24 protein-coding genes and 2 pseudogenes are annotated in these 23,842 nt (G+C 57.2%); 15 read left to right on the top strand and 11 right to left on the bottom strand.

Features of this window, described 5'->3' with window-relative positions:
- Positions 1-221 (top strand): annotated as a pseudogene (locus tag ASC97_RS34895) (hypothetical protein); the annotation flags it as partial.
- 52 nt (positions 222-273) lie between these two features.
- Here the strand turns inward: ASC97_RS34895 and ASC97_RS35445 are convergent.
- The 7 genes and pseudogenes from ASC97_RS35445 to ASC97_RS19210 all read right to left on the bottom strand — a co-directional run.
- Positions 274-448: pseudogene (locus ASC97_RS35445) on the bottom strand (transposase); the annotation flags it as partial.
- 340 nt (positions 449-788) lie between these two features.
- The gene (locus tag ASC97_RS19235) at positions 789-2,708 is read right to left on the bottom strand and encodes a polysaccharide biosynthesis protein (RefSeq protein WP_057469957.1); all 1,920 of its coding nucleotides are present in this window, start codon (positions 2,706-2,708) and stop codon (positions 789-791) included.
- Between the two features lie 364 nt (positions 2,709-3,072).
- Positions 3,073-3,918, bottom strand: coding sequence for a glycosyltransferase family 25 protein (locus ASC97_RS19230; protein WP_082530067.1), 846 nt, complete (start codon positions 3,916-3,918; stop codon positions 3,073-3,075).
- Positions 3,919-4,115: 197 nt separating this feature from the next.
- On the bottom strand, positions 4,116-5,477 hold the full coding sequence (locus tag ASC97_RS19225; protein WP_057469956.1) for an O-antigen ligase family protein: 1,362 nt from the start codon (positions 5,475-5,477) through the stop codon (positions 4,116-4,118).
- 364 nt (positions 5,478-5,841) lie between these two features.
- The gene (locus ASC97_RS19220; protein ID WP_057469955.1) at positions 5,842-6,597 is read right to left on the bottom strand and encodes an ABC transporter ATP-binding protein; all 756 of its coding nucleotides are present in this window, start codon (positions 6,595-6,597) and stop codon (positions 5,842-5,844) included.
- Positions 6,591-7,655, bottom strand: coding sequence for a FecCD family ABC transporter permease (locus tag ASC97_RS19215; RefSeq protein ID WP_443216757.1), 1,065 nt, complete (start codon positions 7,653-7,655; stop codon positions 6,591-6,593). Before ASC97_RS19215 ends, ASC97_RS19220 begins: the two co-directional genes overlap by 7 nt.
- Before the next feature lie 2 nt (positions 7,656-7,657).
- Positions 7,658-8,788, bottom strand: coding sequence for an ABC transporter substrate-binding protein (locus tag ASC97_RS19210; protein ID WP_057469954.1), 1,131 nt, complete (start codon positions 8,786-8,788; stop codon positions 7,658-7,660).
- 111 nt (positions 8,789-8,899) lie between these two features.
- On the opposite strand from ASC97_RS19210, the gene ASC97_RS19205 reads away from it, so the two are divergent.
- Positions 8,900-9,712, top strand: a complete 813-nt coding sequence (locus ASC97_RS19205; protein WP_057469953.1) for a class I SAM-dependent methyltransferase — start codon at positions 8,900-8,902, stop codon at positions 9,710-9,712.
- A 7-nt stretch (positions 9,713-9,719) separates the two neighbouring features.
- On the opposite strand, the gene ASC97_RS19200 is transcribed toward ASC97_RS19205, so the two are convergent.
- Both ASC97_RS19200 and ASC97_RS19195 read right to left on the bottom strand, forming a co-directional pair.
- Positions 9,720-10,070 carry a hypothetical protein gene (locus tag ASC97_RS19200; RefSeq protein WP_057469952.1) on the bottom strand — a complete coding sequence of 117 codons (351 nt, stop codon included), beginning with the start codon at positions 10,068-10,070 and terminating at the stop codon, positions 9,720-9,722.
- 136 nt (positions 10,071-10,206) lie between these two features.
- The gene (locus ASC97_RS19195) at positions 10,207-10,395 is read right to left on the bottom strand and encodes a hypothetical protein (RefSeq protein ID WP_156390404.1); all 189 of its coding nucleotides are present in this window, start codon (positions 10,393-10,395) and stop codon (positions 10,207-10,209) included.
- A 387-nt stretch (positions 10,396-10,782) separates the two neighbouring features.
- Between ASC97_RS19195 and ASC97_RS36280 the strand changes: the two genes are divergently transcribed.
- From ASC97_RS36280 to ASC97_RS19180, 3 genes are all read left to right on the top strand, one after another.
- Positions 10,783-11,103: a hypothetical protein gene (locus tag ASC97_RS36280; protein ID WP_057469950.1), complete on the top strand. Its 321-nt coding sequence runs from the start codon at positions 10,783-10,785 to the stop codon at positions 11,101-11,103.
- A 1-nt stretch (position 11,104) separates the two neighbouring features.
- The gene (locus ASC97_RS19185; protein ID WP_057469949.1) at positions 11,105-12,118 is read left to right on the top strand and encodes an NAD-dependent epimerase/dehydratase family protein; all 1,014 of its coding nucleotides are present in this window, start codon (positions 11,105-11,107) and stop codon (positions 12,116-12,118) included.
- 234 nt (positions 12,119-12,352) lie between these two features.
- A complete protein-coding gene (locus ASC97_RS19180) occupies positions 12,353-13,324 on the top strand; it encodes a 3'-5' exonuclease (RefSeq protein WP_057469948.1) in 972 nt (323 codons plus the stop codon).
- Between the two features lie 48 nt (positions 13,325-13,372).
- Here the strand turns inward: ASC97_RS19180 and ASC97_RS19175 are convergent, their stop codons facing one another.
- Positions 13,373-13,570 carry a hypothetical protein gene (locus tag ASC97_RS19175; RefSeq protein WP_057469947.1) on the bottom strand — a complete coding sequence of 66 codons (198 nt, stop codon included), beginning with the start codon at positions 13,568-13,570 and terminating at the stop codon, positions 13,373-13,375.
- A gap of 422 nt (positions 13,571-13,992) precedes the next feature.
- On the opposite strand from ASC97_RS19175, the gene ASC97_RS19170 reads away from it, so the two are divergent.
- From ASC97_RS19170 to ASC97_RS19150, 5 genes are all read left to right on the top strand, one after another.
- On the top strand, positions 13,993-14,436 hold the full coding sequence (locus ASC97_RS19170; RefSeq protein WP_057469946.1) for a helix-turn-helix domain-containing protein: 444 nt from the start codon (positions 13,993-13,995) through the stop codon (positions 14,434-14,436).
- Positions 14,437-14,439: 3 nt separating this feature from the next.
- Positions 14,440-16,278, top strand: coding sequence for a peptide antibiotic resistance protein (locus tag ASC97_RS19165; RefSeq protein ID WP_057469945.1), 1,839 nt, complete (start codon positions 14,440-14,442; stop codon positions 16,276-16,278).
- Between the two features lie 23 nt (positions 16,279-16,301).
- Complete coding sequence (locus ASC97_RS19160) at positions 16,302-16,517, top strand: hypothetical protein (protein ID WP_057469944.1); 216 nt, start codon at positions 16,302-16,304, stop codon at positions 16,515-16,517.
- Positions 16,518-16,565: 48 nt separating this feature from the next.
- The gene (locus tag ASC97_RS19155) at positions 16,566-17,720 is read left to right on the top strand and encodes a YcaO-like family protein (RefSeq protein ID WP_057469943.1); all 1,155 of its coding nucleotides are present in this window, start codon (positions 16,566-16,568) and stop codon (positions 17,718-17,720) included.
- 265 nt (positions 17,721-17,985) lie between these two features.
- Positions 17,986-18,243 (top strand): hypothetical protein, encoded by a 258-nt coding sequence (locus ASC97_RS19150; RefSeq protein ID WP_057469942.1) that lies wholly within the window; start codon positions 17,986-17,988, stop codon positions 18,241-18,243.
- A 43-nt stretch (positions 18,244-18,286) separates the two neighbouring features.
- On the opposite strand, the gene ASC97_RS19145 is transcribed toward ASC97_RS19150, so the two are convergent.
- Positions 18,287-18,742, bottom strand: coding sequence for a GNAT family N-acetyltransferase (locus tag ASC97_RS19145; protein WP_057469941.1), 456 nt, complete (start codon positions 18,740-18,742; stop codon positions 18,287-18,289).
- 377 nt (positions 18,743-19,119) lie between these two features.
- Between ASC97_RS19145 and ASC97_RS19135 the strand changes: the two genes are divergently transcribed.
- The 5 genes from ASC97_RS19135 to ASC97_RS19115 are packed head-to-tail and all read left to right on the top strand — an operon-like array spanning position 19,120 to position 23,829.
- Positions 19,120-20,004 carry a dihydrodipicolinate synthase family protein gene (locus ASC97_RS19135; protein WP_057469963.1) on the top strand — a complete coding sequence of 295 codons (885 nt, stop codon included), beginning with the start codon at positions 19,120-19,122 and terminating at the stop codon, positions 20,002-20,004.
- Between the two features lie 7 nt (positions 20,005-20,011).
- Positions 20,012-20,689: a GntR family transcriptional regulator gene (locus tag ASC97_RS19130; RefSeq protein WP_200959505.1), complete on the top strand. Its 678-nt coding sequence runs from the start codon at positions 20,012-20,014 to the stop codon at positions 20,687-20,689.
- Between the two features lie 55 nt (positions 20,690-20,744).
- Entirely contained in the window at positions 20,745-22,073 is a 1,329-nt protein-coding gene (locus ASC97_RS19125; protein ID WP_057469939.1) for an ABC transporter substrate-binding protein, read from the top strand.
- The gene (locus ASC97_RS19120; protein WP_057469938.1) at positions 22,073-23,014 is read left to right on the top strand and encodes a carbohydrate ABC transporter permease; all 942 of its coding nucleotides are present in this window, start codon (positions 22,073-22,075) and stop codon (positions 23,012-23,014) included. The genes ASC97_RS19125 and ASC97_RS19120 overlap by 1 nt, the downstream gene beginning before the upstream one ends.
- On the top strand, positions 23,014-23,829 hold the full coding sequence (locus ASC97_RS19115) for a carbohydrate ABC transporter permease (protein ID WP_057469937.1): 816 nt from the start codon (positions 23,014-23,016) through the stop codon (positions 23,827-23,829). Before ASC97_RS19120 ends, ASC97_RS19115 begins: the two co-directional genes overlap by 1 nt.
- The last annotated feature ends 13 nt before the right edge of the window (positions 23,830-23,842 follow it).

Genomic DNA, 23,842 nt, shown 5'->3' with positions numbered 1-23,842 from the left:
CGTTGCCCCCGTCGCTCACCGCGTTGGGGGGAAGGTTCACATGGCTCAATTCTCAATGGAAATTATGCGCCCAACCGGCTCAGTTCTGCGTGGAAACCAACAATCATGTCCTCGCTCAAAACACGAGGGTGAAGTGCAAGATCGGCGCTCACGAAAATCGATCTAAATCCGTCGCGATGGCTGTCCGCGACTTACTGAAATCGCTGTCCCGTACTTACTGAAATCGGTGTCCGCAACTTACTGAAATCCTTGTCCGCGACTTTGTGAAACCCGCAGCCTGCGCCAGCGATACACAAGATTTGGCGCAACTCCATGCTCCTGAGCCGCAGAGGAAAGGTCTCCCTGGGGCATAGCTTTCCTCGATGATCTGCAGTTTGCGTTCCGTTGTCCAGCGTCTCCGCCGGACGTCAGCGATCATCAAGTCAACCTGTCGAAACTCGTTAGACATAAGCCTATCCCCAAGCCTGTGCTTGAGCCTTCCTGCTTATGCTGACTGTCCGGTCGAAAGTGGGGGCAGTTCACATGTGCACCTGTGCAGCGCTTCGAACAAGGTGAGACGCGTATTGGGCGTGATTTAGCCGCATGGGGTTTGCCTCACGCCGCTCGAGCGATCAAGCGGTGGCAAGCAGCGCCACTGTCGGACATCCAAAATGGCGAGCGAACCCTCAGGCGTCGGTCAATCGTTGGCTCGAGCGGTGGTGTCTTGGGCTAGGCGAGGTAAGAGTAAGCTCAATCTATGGCTGTTGAATATTCTCCGGCGCAGCCACCGGTGCCCGCACGCAATCCATTTAATCAGCCGCCTTCCGCTGTAGGTATACCAAATCGACTATTTCTTCGAATGCACTGTAGTCGGTCACCAGCTCTGTAAGAATTCCTCTAAGAACATCAACGTCACCATTCTTTGCCGCGGCTTCTAGCGCTTGCAAGCGTGGAATAAGGTTCTCCAGACTCAGAAATCCCTCGTGCGCCCGCATAATCATCGGGTGCTCTGTGGGTTCGGGGCTGTTGCCGATAAGTAGTTCCTCGTACAACTTTTCGCCCGGGCGAAGCCCGGTCATGACAATCGGGACATCGCCGTCCTGATTGCTTTCATCACGAACAGTCAAGCCAGACAATTCGATCATTCTTCGCGCTAAGTCATAAATCTTGACCGGCTCACCCATGTCCAGGACATAGACGTCACCGCCGTTGGCCATGGCACCTGCTTGTATGACAAGCTGACTCGCTTCGGTGCCGGTCATGAAAAAGCGCGTTATCTCCCGATGAGTTAGCGTAATGGGGCCACCATTTTGAATCTGCTGTCGAAACAGCGGTACAACTGAACCAGATGACCCTAGGACATTTCCAAAGCGCACCATTGAGAATACTGTTGTATCTTGGCTCTCAGCGAGTGCCTGCAGGACCATCTCTGCAAGTCGCTTTGTGGCACCCATTATGTTGGTGGGCCGTACGGCCTTGTCAGTGCTTACCAAAATGAAGGTCGCCACGTTTGCGTCGATGGCAGCTTCGGCAATTGTCTTGGTGCCCATGACGTTGGTCTTCACCCCTTCAACGGGATTCTGCTCCACCAGCGGGACATGCTTGTACGCTGCGGCGTGATAGACCGTATGAGGGCGCCAAGTCGCAAGAATTTTGCGGACCCGATGTTCATCGCACACACTTGCGAGTAAGGGAATGACGGGAACGACGTCATCTCGCCCACTTGCCTGTAGTTCGTTTTGCAGGGCGTAAAGGCCATACTCATTTTGATCGAGAAGCAGCAGACAAGCTGGTTTCAGCTTTGCAAGCTGGCGGCAAAGTTCGCTTCCAATGGATCCCGCCGCTCCAGTAACCAACACGACCTTACCGCAGGCATTCCTTTCCATAAGGATTGGATTTGGGTTCACAGGCATGCGCCCTAAGAGATCTTCAATGTCAAGCTCCTGAAGATCGGAGATATGCGCGCGGCCCCCCGCGATTGCACTTAGGTCCGGTACAGAGCGAACTGCGACTTTTGCCTCACGAAGTTTGTCGAGAATAGCGTTTCGGCGACTTCGCTCGATTTGGGGCAATGCCAAAAGAATGGCTTTGACGTGGAGCCGCTCGCTAATCAGTCGAATATCTTCGGGGTTGTAGACCTTCGTTCCCTCGATAAGGTGTCCGTGCAAGCTCGGATCGTCATCGAGATATCCAACGACCGCAAAGTCGGCATCGTTGTTAATGCCGCTCGTGAACTGTCTCCCTTTGCGCCCCGCGCCGTAAACGAGTACGTTGGACCTCACATTTTGCCGAAGAGCGCGGTTATACGCTTGATGCAGAAAATACCGTGGGAGAAAACGGGAGAGGCCTATAGCGAGCAAAAGCAGGAGCGGTTGAAGGATTCCGATCGTGCGCGGAACGCCGGGGAAGCCGATAACGGTGAATATTACCGCAAAAGCCGATCCATATATCAGGACCGCCTTCGTGACTGTCCAGAACGCTGCCAAGCCAATAAATCTAAATATGGCCCGATACAGACCCATCGAAATAAAAATCGGCAGGGCGAGACACAGTGACACTGGAATAGGCAGAAACTGAATCCCGGAGAGCGTCACCCAGTCATTCAGCCTAAAACAATAGGACAGCCAGACCGTCAGAATACACAAATTGCCATCCACCAGGAGAGCAAGTATGCGCTTTGTCGGTCTCGGCAAGCCAATAATCTTCTGGATATGTCTTTCAGTAATCATCTGCGTTCTATGCAAGAATACGGGCCGGACGGTTGGAAAGGATCGGCAGCGTTAGCTCGTAGCCTCCTCTGCCTCTATCTGCGATGATGGTCAACTAAAGAAACAAGACTGAGCAAGCAACACCCGCATTTCTACCATGTCTCTGGCGAGAGGTGGCATAGTACCCTTGACAGTCGCTCGGCTCCTTCTTATTCCCCTCAGGTCCTTCACGCTACACATAGTTGTATCCTTAGTCCATCGTCACACAGGTAATTTCCTCTAGTTTTGCCCAGAGGCCATTCTGGTGGTAGACACCAATTACATCATCTTGAGGTAATGAATCAGAGAGTTAAACTCAAAACCCTCCAGCTTCGATCGGCGATTGTTACGACAGCGCGTATTTTAGCCTGTTCACAAACTCCAATGCACGCATAAGATGTGTAGCAACTCGTCGCGGGCCCCTTTGCTTGACTGCTCGATATTGCCTCCGGTCGGCGATATCAGTGACGAGTGAATGCGCGGAAAGGCCAATAATGTTGCGCTTTACGGTATAGACATTGGTCGCCGTGCTCCATCCACGCTCGAGTTCCATGTCGTAAGGAAACCGGATCGTCTGGCCATTTTCGAGCAGCTTTCGCGCACCCTGCCTGGTAACCAGATAGCAAGCGGCAGACCCTTGTGGGCCAAACATGCAGCGGCCGACATCGTCACCGAATTCAGTCACGACAACCGAACGATAACCCTTCGCCCGATGATTTAGCAGTTTCACAACATCCGCGGTCGGAAGCACCCTAAGGATTGCTGCCGCTCTTTCGAGGACGTTTTCGGTGAGCGCAACATCATCTTCCATAATGACGGCAGACTGGTGCCCGCTTGCAAGAAAAATCTCTAGCGCCATGATGTGTGCCCGGTAGCAACCATACTCTCCCGGAAGAAGCGCGCGACCGTTCCGAAGTTGGAATTCTCTAGCGTCAAAGCCTTGTCTTTCCGTCTCCGGAATCTGGCGGCCATCGACTCCCGCTACGCGATTAACCGAGATACCCAGCAACCTTGCTTGATTGGAAATTGTCATCCATCGATCAACAGAAGTGTCGAGATTTATCACATAAGCGCCAATCTTGTCGTCCAGTTGCCCGGCCTTTTCCTGCGGCTGGTCCGATTCTCCATCAACGGTACCCTCTATCAACTTTCCCTCGCGCTTTTTGACGATGATGCCCGTGTCATCCAACATCCTTACCAAATCCCGAATCAATTCAGTCAAACACAAACAGGCAGACTTATTGAGGTGAAGCAGCTCTAAATTGAGCGGGATTACTCAGATCGTGATGGTGAAAAGCCAGTAGCATTTACTATCTACCGATATAGGCATTTGTGCGAACTGCATATATGCGACATTCAGCAGATTTCAAATCCATCACCTTGGCGATCCTATTGATGACGGGTGACACTCGCCGACAATTCATCGCCTCTAGCAATGGGATGCTCTCGAAGACGCAAGGTGCACCAGCAGCCAAAGGCGGAGGTGATCAAGGACAAGCTTTCACCGATCGCAAGCCTGTTGTTGGAGTTGCTAAGAAGCGTAAGCGAGAAAAAGAAAATACAAACGAAATAGGTGTGCATCGCCGCTGGCGGAACAATGCCTTGCCGGCAGGCGCGCCAGACCGATCTTCCAAGACCGACCAGGATGGCAGACATCACCAACGCTCCGAACATGCCAAAACGAACCAGGATTTCCAGGTACCCATTATGCAACAAGGTGTAGGAAACGCTCGTGTAGCGTGCCTGATGCCACCGCTCTAGCCACTGGTTCCCCCAGCCAAAGACCGGTGCTGCGGAGAACACTTCCCAGCTGTTTGACCAAAGCTGCAGGCGCTGGTCCATCGACGCGGGCGTCCACGGCGATTGAATTGCCTGCGTCATGGTTTCCGAAATATCACGACTACGGGCGAAATCGCTTATCATCGAAAAGGCTGCTTGAGTTGTGGGACCGGCTGTCTGGTCGATATTGTGTCTGACAGTATAAACACTGACAACCAAGAGAGCCGCGGCGCAGCCGACCATGACAACGCCCGCACGCACTTTGACGTACCTCAGTGCTGCGATGGCGAGCAGGGGCAGGGTGATTCCAAGCGCCAGCCAAACACCCTTCGACTTCGCGCCGTAAATTGCGATCATGCAGAAAACCATGATGATAGGCGCGGCGATATAGGCGAAGCGCGCAAAGGTGCGTTTGGAAGTGGAAGACGTAAGATAGTGAAGAAGCCAGAACGTCGTCGCCACGAAGATCAGGCCGCACGCTACGGCGCCGTGAATCTGGTTGTGCATAATTAAAGGAACAACGGCTTCACCGCTTAGAATTCGCGGCATACCGATCGCGACTGTCACAACCAGCATGCAAAGGGCGATCAAGAAAAAGGCTGCAATAGTCTTTTCCATTTCCGTTTCGTAGAGCGCGAAGGCAACCCCGAGAATCGGGAAAAACAACGGAAACGCGTACAGCCAGTCCGACGCGCCAAGATCGTGGTGTGGCGTTTTCAGATAGATGAACGCAAAGCGTAGGATCACGTAGAGACCCCAGCCCATGCAGAGCCAGGCCAGCCAGTTGGAGCTGGGACGGTCCCGTTCCTTCACGTAGTAAATCAGCGCGATGACAATGAGGATAAACGAGGCGTAGCGATAGGCATCACTCTCGATCAGCACGGGCGATATGCCCACCAGCCACAAGAGACAGCCAAAGGTTTTGAGGGATCGGGGCATCGCACTGGCTGCAACTTTAAATGAGCTATTCAAGATTGGACTTCCACTTTCGATCCCACCGAGGCACCAACTCGCGCCACCCCCCACCAAGGTGGTGTCGCGTCGGATTCTCATCCGCATATCTTGAAAGCAATGCAGCCGACAAGCGATTTCACGCCTGCTACCTGCCTGACCGTTCCGACGACTTTGGCGACAGTGACTTGGTTGGCCGGAGCTGCGATGCCTATCAAAGCCTTAGCCATTGTCAGGGTGAGCATCGTCACGCACCGGCAAACGCGGTCAGAATGTCGCAGCGGGCGACGCCGAAGTTTCCATTGAATCGGTCGGCAAGGCCGGAATCACATTCGGGCAGCATCGCGACGGTGCATTTCTCACCGGTTGCCGCCTCCGCAATACCTTACTGCAGCGCACCGTCGACGATAACCATCGCCTTGCCCTGCGAGCAGTGCTCGATCCGGGCATCGATCTTGTAGATGTTGCGCAGCATTTCCTGCGTCACGACAGACGACGTCGCTCCGCTGGCGGCCATTTCGCCATTGGCGATGACGATGGTGCTCTCGCAATAACGAAGCGCGTGATTGAGGTCGTGAAGCGCGATCAGGACGATCATGCCGTCGCGCTTTGCCGCGCTTGTGATAAAACCAAGTACCTCGACCTGGCGGTAAAGATCGAGCGCCGACGTGGGCTCATCCATCAAAAGTACCTTGGGCTTGCGGATAAGCGCCTGCGCAAGCGCTACCAGCTGTCGTTGCCCGCCCGATAGCTCTCCAAGCCCTCGAAAAGCCAGATCGTCAATGCGCAACGCCCTCAGGATCGTGTCGATCTCGACGAGTTCCTGGTCGGCGACCCGCCAGCCGCTGCCTTGCTTTGCGGAAAGGAGCACCGACTCGTAGACTGTGAGAACCGCGTTGGCACCGGTATCCTGGGGCATATAGCAGATACTACGAGCGCCACCCTCGGCCCCAGAGAGTTCAACCAGGCCCGGCCCTTTGACGAGGGAGGCGATTCGCTTGAACAGGGTCGATTTGCCGGCGGCATTCGGTCCGATGATCGCGGTCACACTGCCGGCCGTGAGATCCTGGATGCTCACGTCGGACAAAACCGTCCTGCGGCCGTAGGTGGCGCCCAGATCCTTGAGGGTAAGTGCTACCATGCGCGCCTCCTGTTGCTGAAGATGAGCACGAAAAAGAACGGCACCCCCACCAACGCCGTGATGACGCCGATCGGAAGGATTGCGCCGGGGATGAGCACCTTGCTGACGACTGAAGTCACCGACAGCAGAAGCGCGCCCGATATGACGGCTCCGGGAAGGAAGAACCGCTGGTCTTCACCGACAACCATGCGCGCGATATGCGGACCGACAAGGCCGACGAAGCCGATCGTCCCGACGAAGGAAACCGGAATAGCCGCAAGTAGGCTGACGAGCATCATCGTCTGAAGGCGCAGTCTCCTGACGTTGACGCCCATGCTAGCGGCCTTGTCGTCGCCAAGACGCAGTGCGGTCAGTGCCCATGCGTCCTTCATGAAAAGCGGGACGGTGACGACAAGCACTGCCGCCGTGAACCAAACCTTCGGCCAGGTTGCCTTGGTGAGGCTCCCCATCGTCCAAAACACCACGGCGGCAAGCGCCTGTTCGGATGCAAGATACTCCAGGAGGGAGAGCGCCGCATTGAACGTGAAAACCAGCGCGATGCCGAGCAACACGATCGTCTCGACGCTGACGCCGCGCATTGTCGAAGCGAAATGTATGAACAGGGCCGCCGCCATCGCCATCAGGAAGGCATTCAAAGGCACCATGTATTGGACGGCACCCGGATAGAGCGCTACGCCGCCGACAAGTGCCAGCGCTGCGCCGAAACTCGCGGCGGCGGAGATGCCGAGCGTAAACGGGCTTGCAAGCGGGTTGGAGAGGATCGTCTGCATCTGGGCGCCGGCGACCGAGAGCGAAGCGCCGACCGTGACCGCCATCAGAGCAATCGGCATGCGGATGTCCCAGATGATCACGCGCAACTGGTTGGCTGCTGCTGCAGGGTCGAGGAGGGCGGAAACCACGTCGGAAAGCGAATAGTTCGCGGGTCCAAGCGCCATGTCGAATGCAATGCTCAGGCAGAGCGACACGGTCAGGAGGATCAGGATCATGATCCGGCGGAACGCCAGGGCGCGATATTGCTCGCGGCCCGTCGCACCTGCCTCGACAGTGTTTGCCGCCATCATCATTCGGCTTTCAGCGAGACGAAGTAGCCAGGCTTGTAATCCAATGGCAGGAAGCGGGCATGGAGTTCCTTGAAGGTCGCTTCCGGATCGAGGTCGCCAAACAGGTCCGGATGCAGCCATTTCGCCATCTCCTGGATAGCGACGAACTGGTAGGGGTTGTTGTAGAACTGGTGCCAGATGGCGTGGACGTTGCCGTCGGAGACCGCTTTGACGCCCGTAAAGGCAGGGCGCTTAGTCAGGGCTTCCAGCTTGCGGCGCGCTTCCTTGAGGTCGGCGCCATAGCCCACGCCCACCCAGGCGCCGCCAGGAACGAACTTGTCCCAGTTGCCGCCGGTAATGATGATCTGATCCGGGTTGGAGGCGATCACCTGTTCCGGGTTCACCGTTCCGAACGTGCCGGGGATGATGCCCTTTGCCATGTTTATGCCGCCGGCGATCTCGACCATCTTGCCGAAGTTTTCGTTCCCGAAGGACATGCAGCAGTCGTCCGAATAGCCGCCGGCGCGCTCGACAAAGACAACCGGCTTTGGCGGGTTGTTCTTTTCCAGGACGTCGGTCACGCGCTTGATGCTGTCGGCGCGGAATTTGATGAAGTCGTCGGCGACCGTTTCCTTACCCAAGAGCTGGCCCATGATGCGCATGCTCGGTTCGGTGTTTTCCATCGGCTTTTCGCGAAAATCGACGTAGACGAGCGGAATGCCGACCTTTGCAAGTTTCTCGATGTAGCCTGCTTCCTCGGTGGCCGTCTTTGCATCGACGTTCATGAGGATGACATCCGGTTTCAGAGCGACTGCCTGCTCGATATCAAAGGTGCCGTCCTTCATGCCGCCGAAGGTCGGCAACTTGGAGATTCCGGGGTACTTTCTGAGGTAGGCTTCGTAGGATTCCGGGTCGGCTTTCGGGAGATCGTCGCGCCAGCCGACGACATGTTCGAATGGTGCTTGCCTGTCGAGGGCCGCGAGGAAGTAGATCTGCCTGCCCTCGCCGAGAATCATGTGCTTGACCGGCGCATTCACCTCGACGCTGCGCCCTGTGACGTCCGTGATGGTGACCGTGTCAGCGAGAGCCGGCCAAGCCGCGGAGACGAAAAGGGCGGCGGCGACGGTGCAGAACTTGCCTGTATGGCGCATCGGTATATCACTCCGGTGGAAAACTCATTCCCTCTATGATTTTATGATTTAAATAGTCAAGTTATATCTATTAGAACGATTCCAACGAATTAGCGCATTGGATTTGCATTCATGGAGCAGGATGGCTTGAGCCGAAACAACTTCGGTCTTCGTGAGGAGATCAAGGCCTATTGGTCGGCACGGGCGGCAACGTTCGATCTGTCGCCTGGCCACGAGATTTTTTCAGACGAGGAGCGCGCCGCATGGCATCGCCTTGTCCTGAAACATCTGGGAGAGGGAAATGGCCGCAAGGCACTCGACCTGGCGAGCGGAACCGGGGTGATATCTCACCTGATGGACGATTTGGGATTTCACGTGACCGGTTTGGACTGGGCCGAGCCGATGCTGGAACGCGCGCGGTCCAAGGCGATTTCGAGGCATCGCTCGATCCGGTTTCGAATGGCCGACGTCGAGAACACCATGGAGCCAGACGGCATCTACGATGTGATCGTCACCCGCCACCTTGTCTGGACCCTTGTCAATCCCGCGGCCGCATTTACCGACTGGTTGCGTGTGCTGAAGCCCGGAGGCAGGATCCTGATCGTCGACGGAGACTTCGTAAGCCTCAGCAGAACCGAGCGTGTCCTGAAGGCGGCAGCACGAGCCATGGAAAAACTTGGCGTCCTCAAGCCTGATGTCGTTCATAACCCACCGGGCATGGCCCAAACCCACAACCGCATCCTGTCGCGGGTCTATTTCTCGGGCGGCGCCCGCGCGGAGCTTGTGGCGGATCTGCTCGAAAAGGCAGGCTTCGAGAGCGTTTCGATCGATACGAACCTGAGGGAAATCCACAAGGCACAGGCAAAACACTGGAACTATCTAAAGGCGCTTTCGCGGGGAGCCCAGCATCGGTTTGCACTCAGTGCCACGAAGCCGATCTGCTAGCCGTCGCCTATGCGCTCCTGGCTCGCTCTGCTGTCTTGCCGGTTTCCATGACTGCAATGCGCTGCCACCCCTGATCCAGGGTGTTATAGGCGGCTTGTATCATGTCGATGTCATGAGCGTATCCAATTCCGGCAAGTTCGCTCATGAGGTCTCCCAGCTTGGCCGAGACAACGGGCGCAGGCGTAGACATTGCCGCCGAAACGACGGCGCTGGCCTCTTGAGCGGAACCACCCATGGCCTGAAAAAGTTCGATCGCTTGCCGCAGGAACCGGATCCTCCGATCCGCGCTGTCCAGGATCGTCTCTTCCCCAATGGTCGCGATCAACAGTTCTACGGCCCTATTCTGATATTCGCTCATGCACTGAATCCCGCATATTTCCGAGTAGCCTTCGCTAGGCACGGTGCCCCGATAAGGTGAACGAAGATTGAAGATCCTTGATTGCGTGTGCGCAAAATGCACTTCGTCGCTTGAGGAATTCGACATGAGTGGCAGCTCAGTTTGGATCGATGTTCACTTCCTCAGTTATACGGGTCCGACGCTCCGCCTCGACCGCCTGGCGCAGCAGCGCGAACCGCAGTTCTAGTGCCGTCGTCTCGACGGAATGGGGAAGTTTGGTAAGCTCGTCGGCGAAAAGGTCAAATTCCTTAACGAGCGCTGGAAGGTCTGAACTATCATGTTTCATGGGTGCCGCCTTGCGATTCATGCATGCGATTCTTGCGCTTATCGATTTACACGCATGTTTCATTCACAGGTTGGACGGCCTAAAATGTCGTTAATATCCCATGATAAGGGACTTCGCCGATGACCCAAAATGGGACTGATCCTCGAAAAACTGTCTGACGGCCTCTCAAGCTGCCGCATCGTGAAAGTGCCGGGCAACGACTGGACGGTGGTACCTGACCTCTCACAGCCAGACTGCTGCCTACCTGAGGAGAGCGACATCAGTCGCATCGTCAACATGTCCCGCGGCAACTGAACGCCTTTGGCTTGAACTTGGGGAGTTAGGACTGTAACACCACAGCGATCCTGCCGCTTGGCGGGCCGCGATCGCTGTCCCAAAGGTGTCTCCATGTCTACACTGATGATTGGCTCGGGCAATGTCGACCGTGTCGCTGGTGCATGTCTTGCCCATCTCGGCCGGCATGTGACCTTTGGCGACAAGTCGACCGCTACGATCGACGCCTTGGAAGACGACGTGCGGATCTTCGAGCCCGGCCACGCCTTCGGGCTGGTCACCGAGTGGGACGAGTTCCGCGCGCTCGATTTCAAGCGCCTGAAGAAGCTGGTGCGCAAGCCGATTCTCGTCGAGCTGCGCAATATCTATCCGATCGCGGAGGGCGTCAGGTATGGTTTCAGCGGCTTTGCGGCCGGCAAGAAGGGCGGACAGTAGAATGCGCTATTTCATCACGGGAACCGCCGGCTTCATCGGCTTCCATCTTGCCCGCCGCCTGCTGCAGGACGGCCACGAGGTGACCGGTTTCGACGGCATGACCCACTATTACAACATCAAGCTGAAGCACATGCGCAACGCCGCGCTGGCGCAGTTTCCGGCGTTCCGTCCTGTGACCGCAATGCTGGAAGATCGCGCGGCACTCGAAGACGCCGTAGCCGCCGCTAGGCCCGAGATCATGATCCATCTCGCCGCTCAGGCCGGCGTCCGCTATAGCAACGAAAACCCGCATGCCTATCTGACCTCCAACCTGGTTGGGTCATGGAACATCCTCGAGATCGCCAAGAACGCCGGCGTCGCCCACCTGATGCTCGCCTCCACCTCATCGATCTACGGCGCCAACCCGACCGTGCCGTTCCACGAGACCGATCGCGCCGACGAACCGCTGACCTTCTATGCCGCAACGAAGAAGTCGATGGAGCTGATGGCTCACAGCTATTCGCACCTTCACAAGATCCCGACCACTGCATTCCGGTTCTTCACGGTTTACGGCCCATGGGGCAGGCCCGACATGGCCCTTTTCAAGTTCGTCAAGAACATGCTCGAGGACCAGCCGATCGAGATCTACGGCGAAGGCAAGATGAGCCGGGATTTCACCTACATCGACGACCTGATCGAATCGATAGTGCGGCTCTCGGGAGTCGTTCCATCGGAGGCCAACCGGGTCGCCGACGAGCGCGTCGAAACGCTCTCGCACCAGGCGCGGTTTCGTATCGTCAACCTCGGCGGCGGCCAACCGACAAGCCTGCTGGACTTTGTCGATATTGTCGAGGAGGCACTCGGTCGCCCCGCCAAACGCGTCATGCTCCCCATGCAGCAAGGCGATGTGCCCCGCACCTTCGCCAGCCCCGATCTCCTCGTAGCGCTGACCGGCTACAAGCCCGACACGCCTCTCGCAGTTGGCGTTTCAGCCTTCGTCGACTGGTATCTCGAAGCCCGAGGCGAACTCGACTGAGTGGCAACATCTGTTGCAGTCAGCATATTGTCACGGTAACGCTCAAAACGAGAATTTTGCTCATCCTATCAACGGCGGCTAAAAAGAGACCACGACTTGCCGAGACGAAGGTGATTCCTCGGTGGGCATCGGACGCCGAATTGGTAAAACAGTGCACAACGGTTTCCTCCCGGTTGTTCCGGGGCTCGCCGTTTTCTAGTCTGGGGCATGGCCAGCAACTTCGAAGCACAGCGAATGATCTCGCAACTCGACATGTTTGGCGAGGTGGCACCCACCTCGAGAGAACCGGGTGAGGTCAAATCTTCGAGAACGCGGACGGTCGCACCGACCGCGTCTCCGGAAGATATGGTGCGAACGCTTGAAGAGAGCGGGAACTACCGCATTCTCCGCAAGTTGCCTGCGCGCAAGATCATACCGTGCAGGCGGCCAGAGTTTCCGCTGGTGGGCGTAATCGTCGACACAGAAACGACCGGCCTCAATCACAAGACCGACGAGATCATCGAGATCGGTGCAATCGCATTTTCGTTCGATGACCGAGGCAATATTGGCGAGTTGCTCGGCGTTTACGGCGGTCTGCAACAACCCGGCGGACCGATCCCGGCTGAGGTCACCAGGATTACTGGCATTACCGACGGCATGGTTGAAGGCCAGGCAATCGACCTGGCGGCCTTGCGCAGCCTGATCGAGCCAGTCGATCTGATCATTGCGCACAATGCGGGATTCGACCGCCCGTTCTGCGAGCGTTTCTCAAACGTGTTTGCCAACAAAGCCTGGGCGTGTTCGGTCCGTGAGATCGACTGGAGTGCACGCGGCTTTGAAGGAACCAAGCTCGGCTATCTCGTCGGCCAGGCCGGATTTTTTCATGAGGGTCACCGCGCTGTCGACGACTGCTTCGCGTTGCTGGAAATCCTGGAACGCAGCGGGGGGCAGGAAGGCAGGCCCTTTGCCGAACTGTTGCGCACCAGCCGGCAATCACGCGTGCGCATCTTTGCCGAGCACAGCCCCTTCGACATGAAGGAACATCTAAAGGCGAGGGGATATCGCTGGTCCGACGGCAGCGACGGCCGACCGAAGTCCTGGTGGATCGAGGTCGATGAAGATGCGCTCGCAGATGAGCTCGCCTACTTGCGCGCAGAAATCTACCGTTGGGATGACGCGGACCCGCCCACCCAATACCTGACTGCGCTTGATCGCTACAGGGCTTGAGTGCAAATCGACAGTGCTATGGGCCGAGCCGCTCCTGCAGGAGCCAACTTAGTGGGTCGCCGCCTGCCGCTTGGACAGCTTCAGAATATAATCATCAGCAATGTCGGCGATCGCCATGGCAATTTCCGCGGGGGAGAATTCCGCCTGCTGTTTGCTGAAAATGATCTGGTGAACGGCATCCTCGATCTCCCGGCGGCAGGCTGACAGTCGATCTGCATGGCTGATGTGTATGGCAGGAAACTCCATGACATTCTATCTCCGACTAGAGGACTGGCATGCTGGTTGCGCCCGGAGCTTCACCATATATTGGACGGAATCGTCATCGACGATTGCTTCGGCACCCCAGCCTTTGATCGGAATTATAAGGACAAAGCCGAGGATCTCCCGTGAAATCAACGTGACACCATGTCAGGTAGTGTCATGACGCGTATCACCCTTTTTAGGAGAGTTCGTTTCATGGCGATCAGCCGACCGGGTCATGCCCACGTTGGATATTCATCCAGCGGGATGTGAAGTCGCAATCCGGAGCTCTTGCGCGGTCACGACAAGCTAACGCCGTCACGAGGGGCCAAAAGGAATTATGCTGAGAATAGTTACTTTTGGTTGCATTTTCTTCGAAAGCCCTCATTATGAATTCTATGTTCCTAATACGATAGACGAGGGAGGCCATGAAGGCGAAATCTACGAATGCCGTTGATGCCTATGTGGGCGAGCGCGTCAGGTTCCGACGCAAGATGCTTGGGATGAGCCAGGCCAGCCTGGCGGAGGCACTCGGCATTACGTTTCAGCAGATACAAAAATACGAGAAAGGCATCAACCGGATCGGTGCAAGCCGGCTGTTGCGCATCGCAGAGATCTTCGGCGTTGCCGTCGGTTTCTTCTTTGAGAACGGTGAGGCCCAGTCGGGCGACGGTGCCGCAACGTCGGACACCGATGCGGTTGCGCTGTTTATGGCCTCGAAGGAAGGTTTGGCGCTTGGAAAGGCGTTCATTGCCATCGAAGACGCCGATGTGCGACGGAAATTGCTCGCTTTGACAAGAAGCCTTGGCTCGATAAGCCAGTCGGGCAGTCATCGCGATGTCTGGGATCAGGCAGAGACCGTCCGGGAGTAGCGCGTGTACCGTTTACAAACATTTGGCGACCTTCAGTTGACCGATGCGAATGGCAATGCCGTACGCTATCCGGCCAAGGGTCTCCTGATGATGGCCTATCTCTATACGCGCAGGCAGCAAGTCCTCACCCGACACGAATTGGCAGGCTTTCTGTGGGCGGACGCCGATGCCGAGCTCGCGGGTCTCAACCTGCGCAAATTGATTTCCCGTATACGGCGTGTCGACGGAGACACCGTCTCGCCACCATTCGAGATCACCACAAATTCGATCCGTCTGGTGACATCGGTCGTTTCGGTTGATCTGCAGGTCCTGGAGGCTAACGATCCTCCACTGAAAAAGCTGCACGCAATCACCGATCTCCTTCAGCGTGGGTTCCTGGAGACCTTGCAACCAGCGACCAAACCCATTGAGGACTGGATCGGGGGGGAGTGCCGGATCCAAAGACTGAAGCTGCGCGAGGCGCTCTTTGACGCTTTGCCGGTCGCCAACAGCCCCAATCATTTTCGCATGCTCTCCGGTGCCGGGCTCCATCTCCTGGAGAAGGATCCCGACGACGAGCCGGTCAGAGCGATGCTGCGTCGGCTCCCTGGAGCGGCTGGCCTGGGTGAGAGGGAGAAAACGGGCGGATCCGCGACCTATCCTGTCGTAAAGAGCCTGACCGACACCGATCCGCGCGCTGAAACGGCCACTCCACCTCGTTTGGTGCTTCCGCGCCTGGTTTTGCTGCCGCCGACCTCGCAAGGCGATGCTCCGGGGCTTCCGCTTGCAAGTGCCCTGATTGAAGACGTCACCATCGAACTCTGTGCCCTTCGAAACATCTCGATTGTCGCCCCGCATACCGCCGAGCAGATCCGTCGCGATTCCAACAAGGCTGTGGTGATCGCCCGGCACTCCATATCCTATCTTCTCGATACAAGGTTGTCGGGTGAGGGCCTCTTCGCCCAGCTTGTCTATTTCCCCACGGACGAGATCCTCTGGGCAAGCCGCTTCAGCATGACGACCGAGACCTTGCCCATGCAGAGGCGCCTCATTGCGCAACAGTTGACTTCCTCGGTCGTCCACGAACTGGCAAAGAACGAGCAAACACGCCTCAGCATCGAGGAAAACCCTCAAGCGTATCACTCCTATCTGATCGGAGCGAGCCTGATGGGCAAGCTCACCCTGCCGCATATTCGAAGGGCGCGCACCGCATTCAAGGAGGCCCTTCGCTATCACGCCGACTTTTCTCCGGCGTTTATCGGGCTTGCGAGAACATACACGAGCGAATGGCTCGTGACCGCCCAAGGCAACGCAGAACTGCTGCAGCTGGCCGAAACGAATGCCATGAAGGCAATCGAGAGGGACGCGGCCATGCCGGGCGGCTACCGCGAGCTGGGCGTAACTAAGCTCTACCTTGGCGATGTGGACGAGAGTGTAGCGGCGCTCAGCCTGGCGGAAGAGCTAAGTCCCCATTTCGCCGACGTCATCTACAGCCACGCCGACACCCTCGTGCATGCGTCTCGCCCGAAGGATGCGCTGGCGAAGATACAGAAGGCGATGTCGCTCAATCCATTGTCCCCCGACGCCTATCTCTGGTGTGCGGCGGGTGCGAGCTATTTTCTCGAGCGATATGACGACGCCATCGCCTATGTGGAGGCGATGAAGGATAAGGCCCCCGCCCACCGCATCGCGGCTGCTAGCTGCGCCATGATGGGAGATCGGAAGCGAGCACAGTTCTACCGGCAGCGCGCCGAGATCCTGAACCCGGTTTTCGATCTGGAAAAATGGCTCTCTGTCGTTCCCTTTAAGGAACAGTGGCAGAAGGAGCTTTATCGCGAAGGTTTGCTGAAAGCCGGTTTTTGAAATCAACCTGAGGAGAATTGTTCATGGCAACAGCTGTCGTTATTGGTATTGCGGGAGAAGCAGGTCTTTGGGTCGCAGACCTCGATGCAGGCACGGTAAAGCGCCTCGATGCTGTGACAGGAGATCTGGCGAAGGCTGCCGACATCAGGAAAACGGGCGGAACCTTTGTCAAGAACGTCGACTTCGCCGTTGCAGTGTCGTCGGCGAAAGCGGTCTTCTCCGGCCATGTCGAGAGCTGAGACACTCCCCTGATTGCTGTTTGCGCCGCTCGATACTCCGATCGGATCATGGCCGCGTCAGAAACGCTGTCTCGTGTTCAGCCGGTCCTTGCTGATTTCGGAATCACCCGCCTTGCGCGTCACACTGGACTTGATCGAATTGGCATACCCGTCTGGTGTGCCTACGCGCCCAACGCACGCTCGATTGTTGTCGCTCAAGGCAAGGGCTTGAATGACGACGATGCCAAGGTGTCAGCCGCAATGGAAGCGCTGGAACGCGCTGTCGCCAACAAACCGTTCGTCGAGGCCATCCGGACCAGCATGCGTCGCCTTCGTGAATTGGGGCATAAAGTCGAGCCGCTGAGCAGCCTGATCGCGCTGCACGGGAGGGATATCGATCTGGGCGAGGAGGTTGAGTGGGCGATTGCCAGAGAACTCCTGACCGGAACGGATATCTATGTGCCACTGGAGGCGGCGATCCTCGATCGAACACGCAGTCGCCGGTTCTGGATGTCCTCCGATGGACTGGCTTCCGGCAACAGCATTGAGGAAGCGACGTTACACGGCATCCTTGAGCGCATCGAGCGCGACGCTCAGGTCCTTTGGCAGATCGGCAGTGATGAAGACAGGATGTCGAAGTGCGTTGATCCGCATGCCTTTCGGGACCCGGCCCTTGACGGTCTGGTTGATCGGATTGACGCGGCGGGCTGCCTGCTCCGGCTTTTCGACATAACCAGCGACATTGCCATTCCATGCTTCACGGCCATTTTAGGTCCGCCGAACGTCCTGTCCGGTGCCGATGTTCGGTTCGTCGAGGTGACGGGGGGTAGCGGCGCCCATCCGTCGCCGGTACGTGCGGCTATACGAGCAATCACTGAAGCGGTGCAGTCGCGGTTGACTTATATCAGCGGTGCACGCGACGATGTATCGCCAGAGACATTTCTGGTGCCGCTGCCAGCCCAGACCCGACGCGCGTTTGACGCTGTCCCGACCATGTCGGCAATGAGCACGTCGTTGCGGCCGCAAACGTTGCCGAAGCTTCTCTCGCACACGTTGAATGCGCTGCGCCAGGCGCGCATCGATACGGTGGCTGTTTTGCCCCTTGGCGATCCCAGCCTTCCCTTCAGTGTCGCGAAGGTGTTCATTCCGGCTCTCGAAAATCCCGACGGCCAGCGGGCTCGTCGCTACGGCAGCCGCGCGATTTCGAAGGCTATCCTATCGTGAACGTCCTCTGACGCTCGGCACGAGACCGAAGGAATCGCGATATCAGGGTACGATTTGACGGAGACCGTTTGCCTACCAAGAGGCGGGAACCGATGTTGAACGCACACTACCATTCACGCGTTCGGCATGGGTTCCCCGTTGCGGGGCTCCCTGGATCATCATTAAGTGCGCTTCCAGAAATTGCACGCTAAAATTGTTTCACGCCTTATTCACGGGCCCCGACGGTCTCGATCTAATATGCTCGCGTCATTGTTTGGAGAACATGATGAGCGCCAGTTCAGAAAGTGACCGGGCCGGCGAGGGCCGAAACGAAAGATCCGCTGAGGATCTGACTGAGCTTGTCGCGTTGGCGCGCCTTATCGCCTACGCAAAATGTGCCGCCCAGGATATCGAGATTGTCAGTGCAATGCACTGGTTGGATATGGCGATACAGGCGGTCAATCGTGAGATACTCGATGTCCCCAACGCCGGGATAACGATCCCGACACTCTCAGCAGTCGCCACAAGCCGGAACACGCACTAGCAAACCGCAGGATGGCGATATAGTGCGTCCTTTATCCGGGCGCCTAGCGATTTGGGCCGAGCACCTTGGTATAGACGCAGAGCTTGCCAGACGGATCATACCCGTTGGCCCGATAATAGTCTGCGGCGCCGCCTGTGCGCTGCGACACGAGCCATATCTGAACGTAGCCGAGCGCCAAAGCTTCCTCCTCGATACGACGGAGCAGACTTGAGCCAATTCCCTTTCGCTGATGTCGAGGCAGGATGGCAATCTCGGCAACATGCAAGCCGCGGCCGGGGGCCGAGGTATGCGGGAGACCAAAGACATATCCAACAAGCTCGTTATCGTCGAACGCAGCAAAACCGAGGCACCCGGGCGTGGCCGTGAGTTCGTCAAGGCGTGATGTCGCCGTCTCGATGCTCCACTTCTCGTGCCATGGAGGCTCGGCATAGGCCTCGATGATAATATTTCCCCCGCACAAGGCTTCGGAACGACTAACTCTCCTCAAGCAAACTGGCATGCGAACCTGCTGTAAATGCGACAATTCGAGACGTAGGGCCGCCCTCTGACCCTGGGTGGCGTCAATCAGTTAAGCACAGAGCGAGGAAGAGATGCTGTGACAACGTCGTGACACGCGCATTGCGAGAGGTCGTCGAGCGCCGCGATTGCATCCGCGAAAGCAAGTTGGTGATGCCGTTGAAATGGAAGGATCGGGTTCGCCGCAGGGCGGTCGGGGACTCTACCACGCCTCTTGAAACGCCCATTCTTCCCGACGGAACCTGCGCACAAGGGGTGGGTCTGCAGGACGAGAATAATCATGCGCCGTCCGATATATTACTCCTTTACATCTAACATGTTAGTCTGTTACGACTGACTCGTTAACCGGGAGGATTGATGTTGACAGAGAAGTTCGGGCTTTCCGTCGCCCTTGCCACGCCATTCGACAGCAATGGCGAAATCGCAATCGATGCGATGATCCGGCAGGCAAAGCGAAGCCTCGCTGCCGGTTGCTCGAGCGTGACGTTGTTTGGAACGACGGGAGAGGGATGTTCGATCGCAACGACAGAACGCGAACGCGTGCTTGCCGCCTTCCTTGACACCGGAGTAGCGGCAAAAGACATCGTCGTCGGGGTGTTGGTTGACGCGGCAGAGGATGCGGCAATGCAAGCCCGTCACGCGCTCTCCAGGGGTGTGCGCAATATCCTTCTCGCACCCCCATCGTACTTCAAGAATGTCAGTGAGGAGGGCCTCTTCAAGTGGTACTCTGCTGTGTTCTCCATCATGGGCGACAACGCGCGAGACGTCATCGTCTACAACATTCCCTCCGTGACGATGGTACCGCTTACGGTGTCCCTGATCGGTCGGCTGCGGACCGCATTTCCCAGGATCGTTACCGGCGTCAAGGATTCCTCCGGCGACTGGCCTTTTACAGAAACGCTGCTCAAGGCGCACGGCGACCTCGTCATCCTCGTGGGCGATGAACGTCACCTGGCCAAAGGCGTGCGGCTTGGTGGCCAGGGCGCAATTTCAGGCATGGCAAATTTCGTACCTGGCGAGGTCAAGCTCATGGCGGAAGACGGTAGCGACGATCCCCGCATCGAACAATTCGTGGCCGAATTGTTGAAGTATCCCGTGACTGCTGCCGTCAAAGCCATGGTGGCTCGCCTCACTTCGGACGAAATGTGGCTTGCGGTTCGTCCGCCACTCGTCTCAATATCCGGTGACGGGCAGAGGCAACTTGCTCTGGCTTTCGATTCTCTTTTCCGCTCGAAGGCTGCATAGGTCGATGATGTTTCTGGGGGACGCGATGGACGGAACGGACGAGCAGCCGACATTGCGGGAAAGGGCGTATGAAAGCTTCACGCGCCATCTCCTTGCGCGTGACGTGCGTCCCGGCCAGTTCGTTTCGCAGCGCCGTCTCGTCGAACTAACCGGACTGACGCTCGGCGCCATCCGTGAACTCATCCCAAGGCTTGAAGCCGAAGGACTGATCAAGACCGTCCCGCAGCGCGGTCTGCAGATCGCTCACATCGATCTCAACCTCATCCGCGAAGCATTTCAGCTGCGCGTGTTTCTGGAAAAGGAAGCAGTGGCGCTTTTCACCCGATCAGCGTCGGACGAGGCCGTTGCCGGATTGTTGAAGCAGCACCGGGATATCGCCGACGCCATTCGAAACGGCGATGCGTCGCATGAACTGGAAGTGCGCGCGCAGGCGGTCGACTGGGGCATGCACGACGCCTTTATCGATGCCCTTGGAAATACCATCATTTCGAACGCCTACCGCGTGAACTCCATCAAGATGCGTCTTATCAGCCAGGAACGCTTTCGCATCGACGGACGTGTCGGACCAGTCATGGGCGAGCACCTGATGGTGCTCGAGGCAATCGAACGGCGATCTGTGGATGACGCCGTCACCAGTCTTGTCGCGCACATCAACCACGCAAGGGATCGTGCGCTCAGGATATAACCGGGAATAGTCAGCCGGAGGTGAGGAGATCGCCGGCAAAAGGAGGAGAAGTTACATGCCATCATTCATGAATCCGACGAGGCGGAGCTTTCTGACGGCTACCGCGGCTCTTGGCGCCGGTAGCCTTCTGGGAGTGAGGTCCGCATCGGCTGCCGTCGATTGGAAGCGATTTGCAGGCACGACGCTCGAAGTCAACTTGGTGAAGAGCCCGCGCAGTGAGACACTGATCAAGTACCTGTCCGAATTCGAGGAGCTAACCGGGATCAAGGTCAATGCTGAAGCAACGCCTGAACAGCAGCAGCGCCAGAAGACGACCATCGAGCTGAGCTCTGGCAAGCCGAGCTTCGATGTCGTGCATATGAGCTACCACGTACAGAAGCGGCAGTTCGAAAAAGGCGGTTGGCTTGCCGATATCAGCGGCTTTCTCAAGGATCCGCAGCTTACGGATGCGTCGCTGGTAGAAAGCGATTTCGCCGAAGCCGGCATGACCTTCGCAAAAGATCCCGACGGCGTTCTGCGTTCCCTGCCTTTCTCCGTCGACTACTGGATCATCTACTGGAACAAGTCGCTGTTTGAAAAGAAGGGCCTTGCTTACCCGACGACCTTCGAGGAACTGGCAAGTGCGGCAGAGGCGCTGACCGATCCCTCCGCCAATACCTATGGTTTCGTCGCCCGCGGCCTGAAGAACGCCAATACGCCTGTGTGGACGACGCTGATGCTTGGCTACGGGTCAAGCGTGCTTGGTCCGGACGGCAAGCTTCGCACGACGTCGCAGGAAGCGGTCGATGCAGCCAAACTCTATCAGCGACTGATGACCAAATCCGCTCCTCCCGGCGTTTCCGGTTTCAACTGGGCCGAAGCGCAATCTGCCTTCCTGCAAGGCAAGATCGGCATGTGGCTGGACGGCGTGGGTTTTGCTCCGCCGATCGAGAACCCAGAAAAGTCACGCGTCGTCGGCCAGGTTGGCTACGGCATCATGCCAAGAGGCCCGAAGGCGCAGGCTGCGGCAACCACCGGGGACGGCCTTGGTGTGGTCGCTGCAAGCCAGAAAAAGGAAGCGGCCTATCTCTTTTGCCAATGGGCCATATCGCACGAAATGGGTGCACGGCTGCTGCAGGCCGGCGCCGGCGTTCCTTTCCGGCAGTCCGTTCTTGAGGATGCGAAGGTGCGCGAAGGCGTCAAGATGCCCAGCGCCTGGCTCGATGCCGTTGTCGGTTCCGGCAAGATCTCACAGCTCACGCTGCCGGTCATCATTCCGGTCACAGAGTTCCGCGACATCTATGGCGTCGGCCTGACCAACATGATCGGGGGCGCCGACCCTGCAGCCGAACTGAAGACGGCGACAGCCCAGTTCGAACCTGTCCTTGCGAGAAGCGAGGGGTAATGACCTCGATGAGCATCGAAACGGCCGCAGTCGCGACCGCCGCATCAAAGGGTAGGAGCAAACCGGGTCGGTTTGCTCCCAACTACTGGCCATTCGTCATCCCTGCGCTGATCGTGATCGCCACTGTCATCGTCTTTCCATGGGTGTTTACCCTATGGATGAGCGTGAACAAATGGACGCTCGGCCAGCCCCAGATCTTTGCCGGACTGGACAACTACGCGCGCCTCGCCGTCGACATGCGCTTCTGGGACTCACTGTGGCATACGGTGCTCTACACGTCGCTCTCCGTGCTGGCACCGCTCTTTCTCGGAACGCTGGCTGCGCTGATCTTCGATGCGCAGTTTCCGCTACGTGGCCTTTTGCGTGGCATATTTGTGATGCCGATGATGGCCACACCGGTGGCCATCGCACTCGTCTGGACGATGATGTTCCATCCGCAGCTTGGCGTTCTCAACTACCTTCTCTCCTTCATTGGTATCGGTCCGCAGGAGTGGATCTATAATCAGAACAGCGTCATCCCTTCACTTGTTCTCGTCGAGACCTGGCAGTGGACGCCCCTTGTCATGCTCATCGTGCTTGGTGGTCTGGCGGCAGTTCCGCGCGAGCCCTATGAAAGTGCTGAAATCGACGGAGCCAATGTCTGGCAGAAATTCCGCTACCTGACATTGCCGATGATCGCGCCGTTCCTGATGATTGCGGTGATGATCCGCAGCATCGATGCCGTGAAAAGCTTCGACATCATCTATGCCATGACCCAGGGCGGCCCCGGCACGGCTTCTGAAACGATCAACATCTATCTCTACAACACGGCGTTCTCCTACTATGACATCGGCTATGGTTCAGCCATGGCCGTTGTCTTCTTCGCGCTCATCGTTTTGCTCGCCCTCGTCCTTCTGAAGGCCCGGCAGCGTGCGAACTGGTCCGATGGGGAGGCACGCTGATGAAGCGCAGAACGATCGATCGCATAGGACTTTTGTTCGTCGCACTCGTGATGATATCACCCGTCGTCCTGTTCTTCCTCTGGATGATCTCGTTGTCGTTGAAATATGAAATCGACAACGGTGCCTATCCGCCGATCTTCATTCCGGAGCGTTTTGCCTGGTCGAACTACTTGAAGGTCTTCCAGGAGAACAACTTCTTTCTCTATCTCTGGAATTCTGTGCTGGTGACGGGCACGGCAACCCTTCTGGCGCTGCTGATCGGCGTGCCAGCCGGATATGGTATCGCGCGACTGAAGGCGGAGAAGTCTGCAATGGTCATCATGATCGCGCGCATGACGCCGGGCCTTTCCTTCCTGATCCCGCTTTTTCTTCTGTTCCAGTGGCTGAACCTGCTCGGCACACTGTTGCCCCAGATCATTATTCATCTCGTGGTCACGGTTCCCATCGTCGTCTGGATCATGATCGGCTATTTCGAGACAACACCGATGGAGCTGGAAGAGGCTGCATCCATAGACGGCGCAACACCGTGGCAGGTCTTCCGCATGGTCGCTTTGCCGATTGCAAGGCCAGGCATCGTCGTCGCCTTCATCCTGTCGGTCATCTTCTCCTGGAACAATTTCGTCTTCGGCATTGTGCTCGCCAGCCGACAGACGCGCACGCTTCCTGTCGCTGTCTACAACATGCTTTCGTTTGAACAGGTCAGTTGGGGTCCGCTCGCGGCGGCGGCGTTGATCGTTACCTTGCCGGTGCTGGTGTTGACCGTGTTTGCACAACGGCAGATCGTAGCGGGCATGACAGCAGGCGCCGTCAAGTGAGCGGGTGACAATG

This window comes from Rhizobium sp. Root1203, assembly GCF_001424945.1.
Classification (GTDB): Bacteria; Pseudomonadota; Alphaproteobacteria; order Rhizobiales; family Rhizobiaceae; genus Rhizobium.
The sequence above is the reverse complement of the archived record's forward strand: the minus strand, read 5'-3'. Positions and strand labels throughout refer to the sequence as shown.

What these genes read in the sequence shown, in the direction of transcription:
- ASC97_RS19235 (WP_057469957.1), bottom strand. Translation starts at nt 2,708, where the DNA reads ATGATTACTGAAAGACATATCCAGAAGATTATTGGCTTGCCGAGACCG.
- ASC97_RS19230 (WP_082530067.1), bottom strand. Translation starts at nt 3,918, where the DNA reads ATGTTGGATGACACGGGCATCATCGTCAAAAAGCGCGAGGGAAAGTTG.
- ASC97_RS19220 (WP_057469955.1), bottom strand. Translation starts at nt 6,597, where the DNA reads ATGGTAGCACTTACCCTCAAGGATCTGGGCGCCACCTACGGCCGCAGG.
- ASC97_RS19215 (WP_443216757.1), bottom strand. Translation starts at nt 7,655, where the DNA reads ATGGCGGCAAACACTGTCGAGGCAGGTGCGACGGGCCGCGAGCAATAT.
- ASC97_RS19210 (WP_057469954.1), bottom strand. Translation starts at nt 8,788, where the DNA reads ATGCGCCATACAGGCAAGTTCTGCACCGTCGCCGCCGCCCTTTTCGTC.
- ASC97_RS19205 (WP_057469953.1), top strand. Translation starts at nt 8,900, where the DNA reads ATGGAGCAGGATGGCTTGAGCCGAAACAACTTCGGTCTTCGTGAGGAG.
- ASC97_RS19200 (WP_057469952.1), bottom strand. Translation starts at nt 10,070, where the DNA reads ATGAGCGAATATCAGAATAGGGCCGTAGAACTGTTGATCGCGACCATT.
- ASC97_RS19195 (WP_156390404.1), bottom strand. Translation starts at nt 10,395, where the DNA reads ATGAAACATGATAGTTCAGACCTTCCAGCGCTCGTTAAGGAATTTGAC.
- ASC97_RS36280 (WP_057469950.1), top strand. Translation starts at nt 10,783, where the DNA reads ATGTCTACACTGATGATTGGCTCGGGCAATGTCGACCGTGTCGCTGGT.
- ASC97_RS19185 (WP_057469949.1), top strand. Translation starts at nt 11,105, where the DNA reads ATGCGCTATTTCATCACGGGAACCGCCGGCTTCATCGGCTTCCATCTT.
- ASC97_RS19180 (WP_057469948.1), top strand. Translation starts at nt 12,353, where the DNA reads ATGATCTCGCAACTCGACATGTTTGGCGAGGTGGCACCCACCTCGAGA.
- ASC97_RS19175 (WP_057469947.1), bottom strand. Translation starts at nt 13,570, where the DNA reads ATGGAGTTTCCTGCCATACACATCAGCCATGCAGATCGACTGTCAGCC.
- ASC97_RS19170 (WP_057469946.1), top strand. Translation starts at nt 13,993, where the DNA reads ATGAAGGCGAAATCTACGAATGCCGTTGATGCCTATGTGGGCGAGCGC.
- ASC97_RS19160 (WP_057469944.1), top strand. Translation starts at nt 16,302, where the DNA reads ATGGCAACAGCTGTCGTTATTGGTATTGCGGGAGAAGCAGGTCTTTGG.
- ASC97_RS19155 (WP_057469943.1), top strand. Translation starts at nt 16,566, where the DNA reads ATGGCCGCGTCAGAAACGCTGTCTCGTGTTCAGCCGGTCCTTGCTGAT.
- ASC97_RS19150 (WP_057469942.1), top strand. Translation starts at nt 17,986, where the DNA reads ATGAGCGCCAGTTCAGAAAGTGACCGGGCCGGCGAGGGCCGAAACGAA.
- ASC97_RS19145 (WP_057469941.1), bottom strand. Translation starts at nt 18,742, where the DNA reads ATGCCAGTTTGCTTGAGGAGAGTTAGTCGTTCCGAAGCCTTGTGCGGG.
- ASC97_RS19130 (WP_200959505.1), top strand. Translation starts at nt 20,012, where the DNA reads ATGTTTCTGGGGGACGCGATGGACGGAACGGACGAGCAGCCGACATTG.
- ASC97_RS19125 (WP_057469939.1), top strand. Translation starts at nt 20,745, where the DNA reads ATGCCATCATTCATGAATCCGACGAGGCGGAGCTTTCTGACGGCTACC.
- ASC97_RS19120 (WP_057469938.1), top strand. Translation starts at nt 22,073, where the DNA reads ATGACCTCGATGAGCATCGAAACGGCCGCAGTCGCGACCGCCGCATCA.
- ASC97_RS19115 (WP_057469937.1), top strand. Translation starts at nt 23,014, where the DNA reads ATGAAGCGCAGAACGATCGATCGCATAGGACTTTTGTTCGTCGCACTC.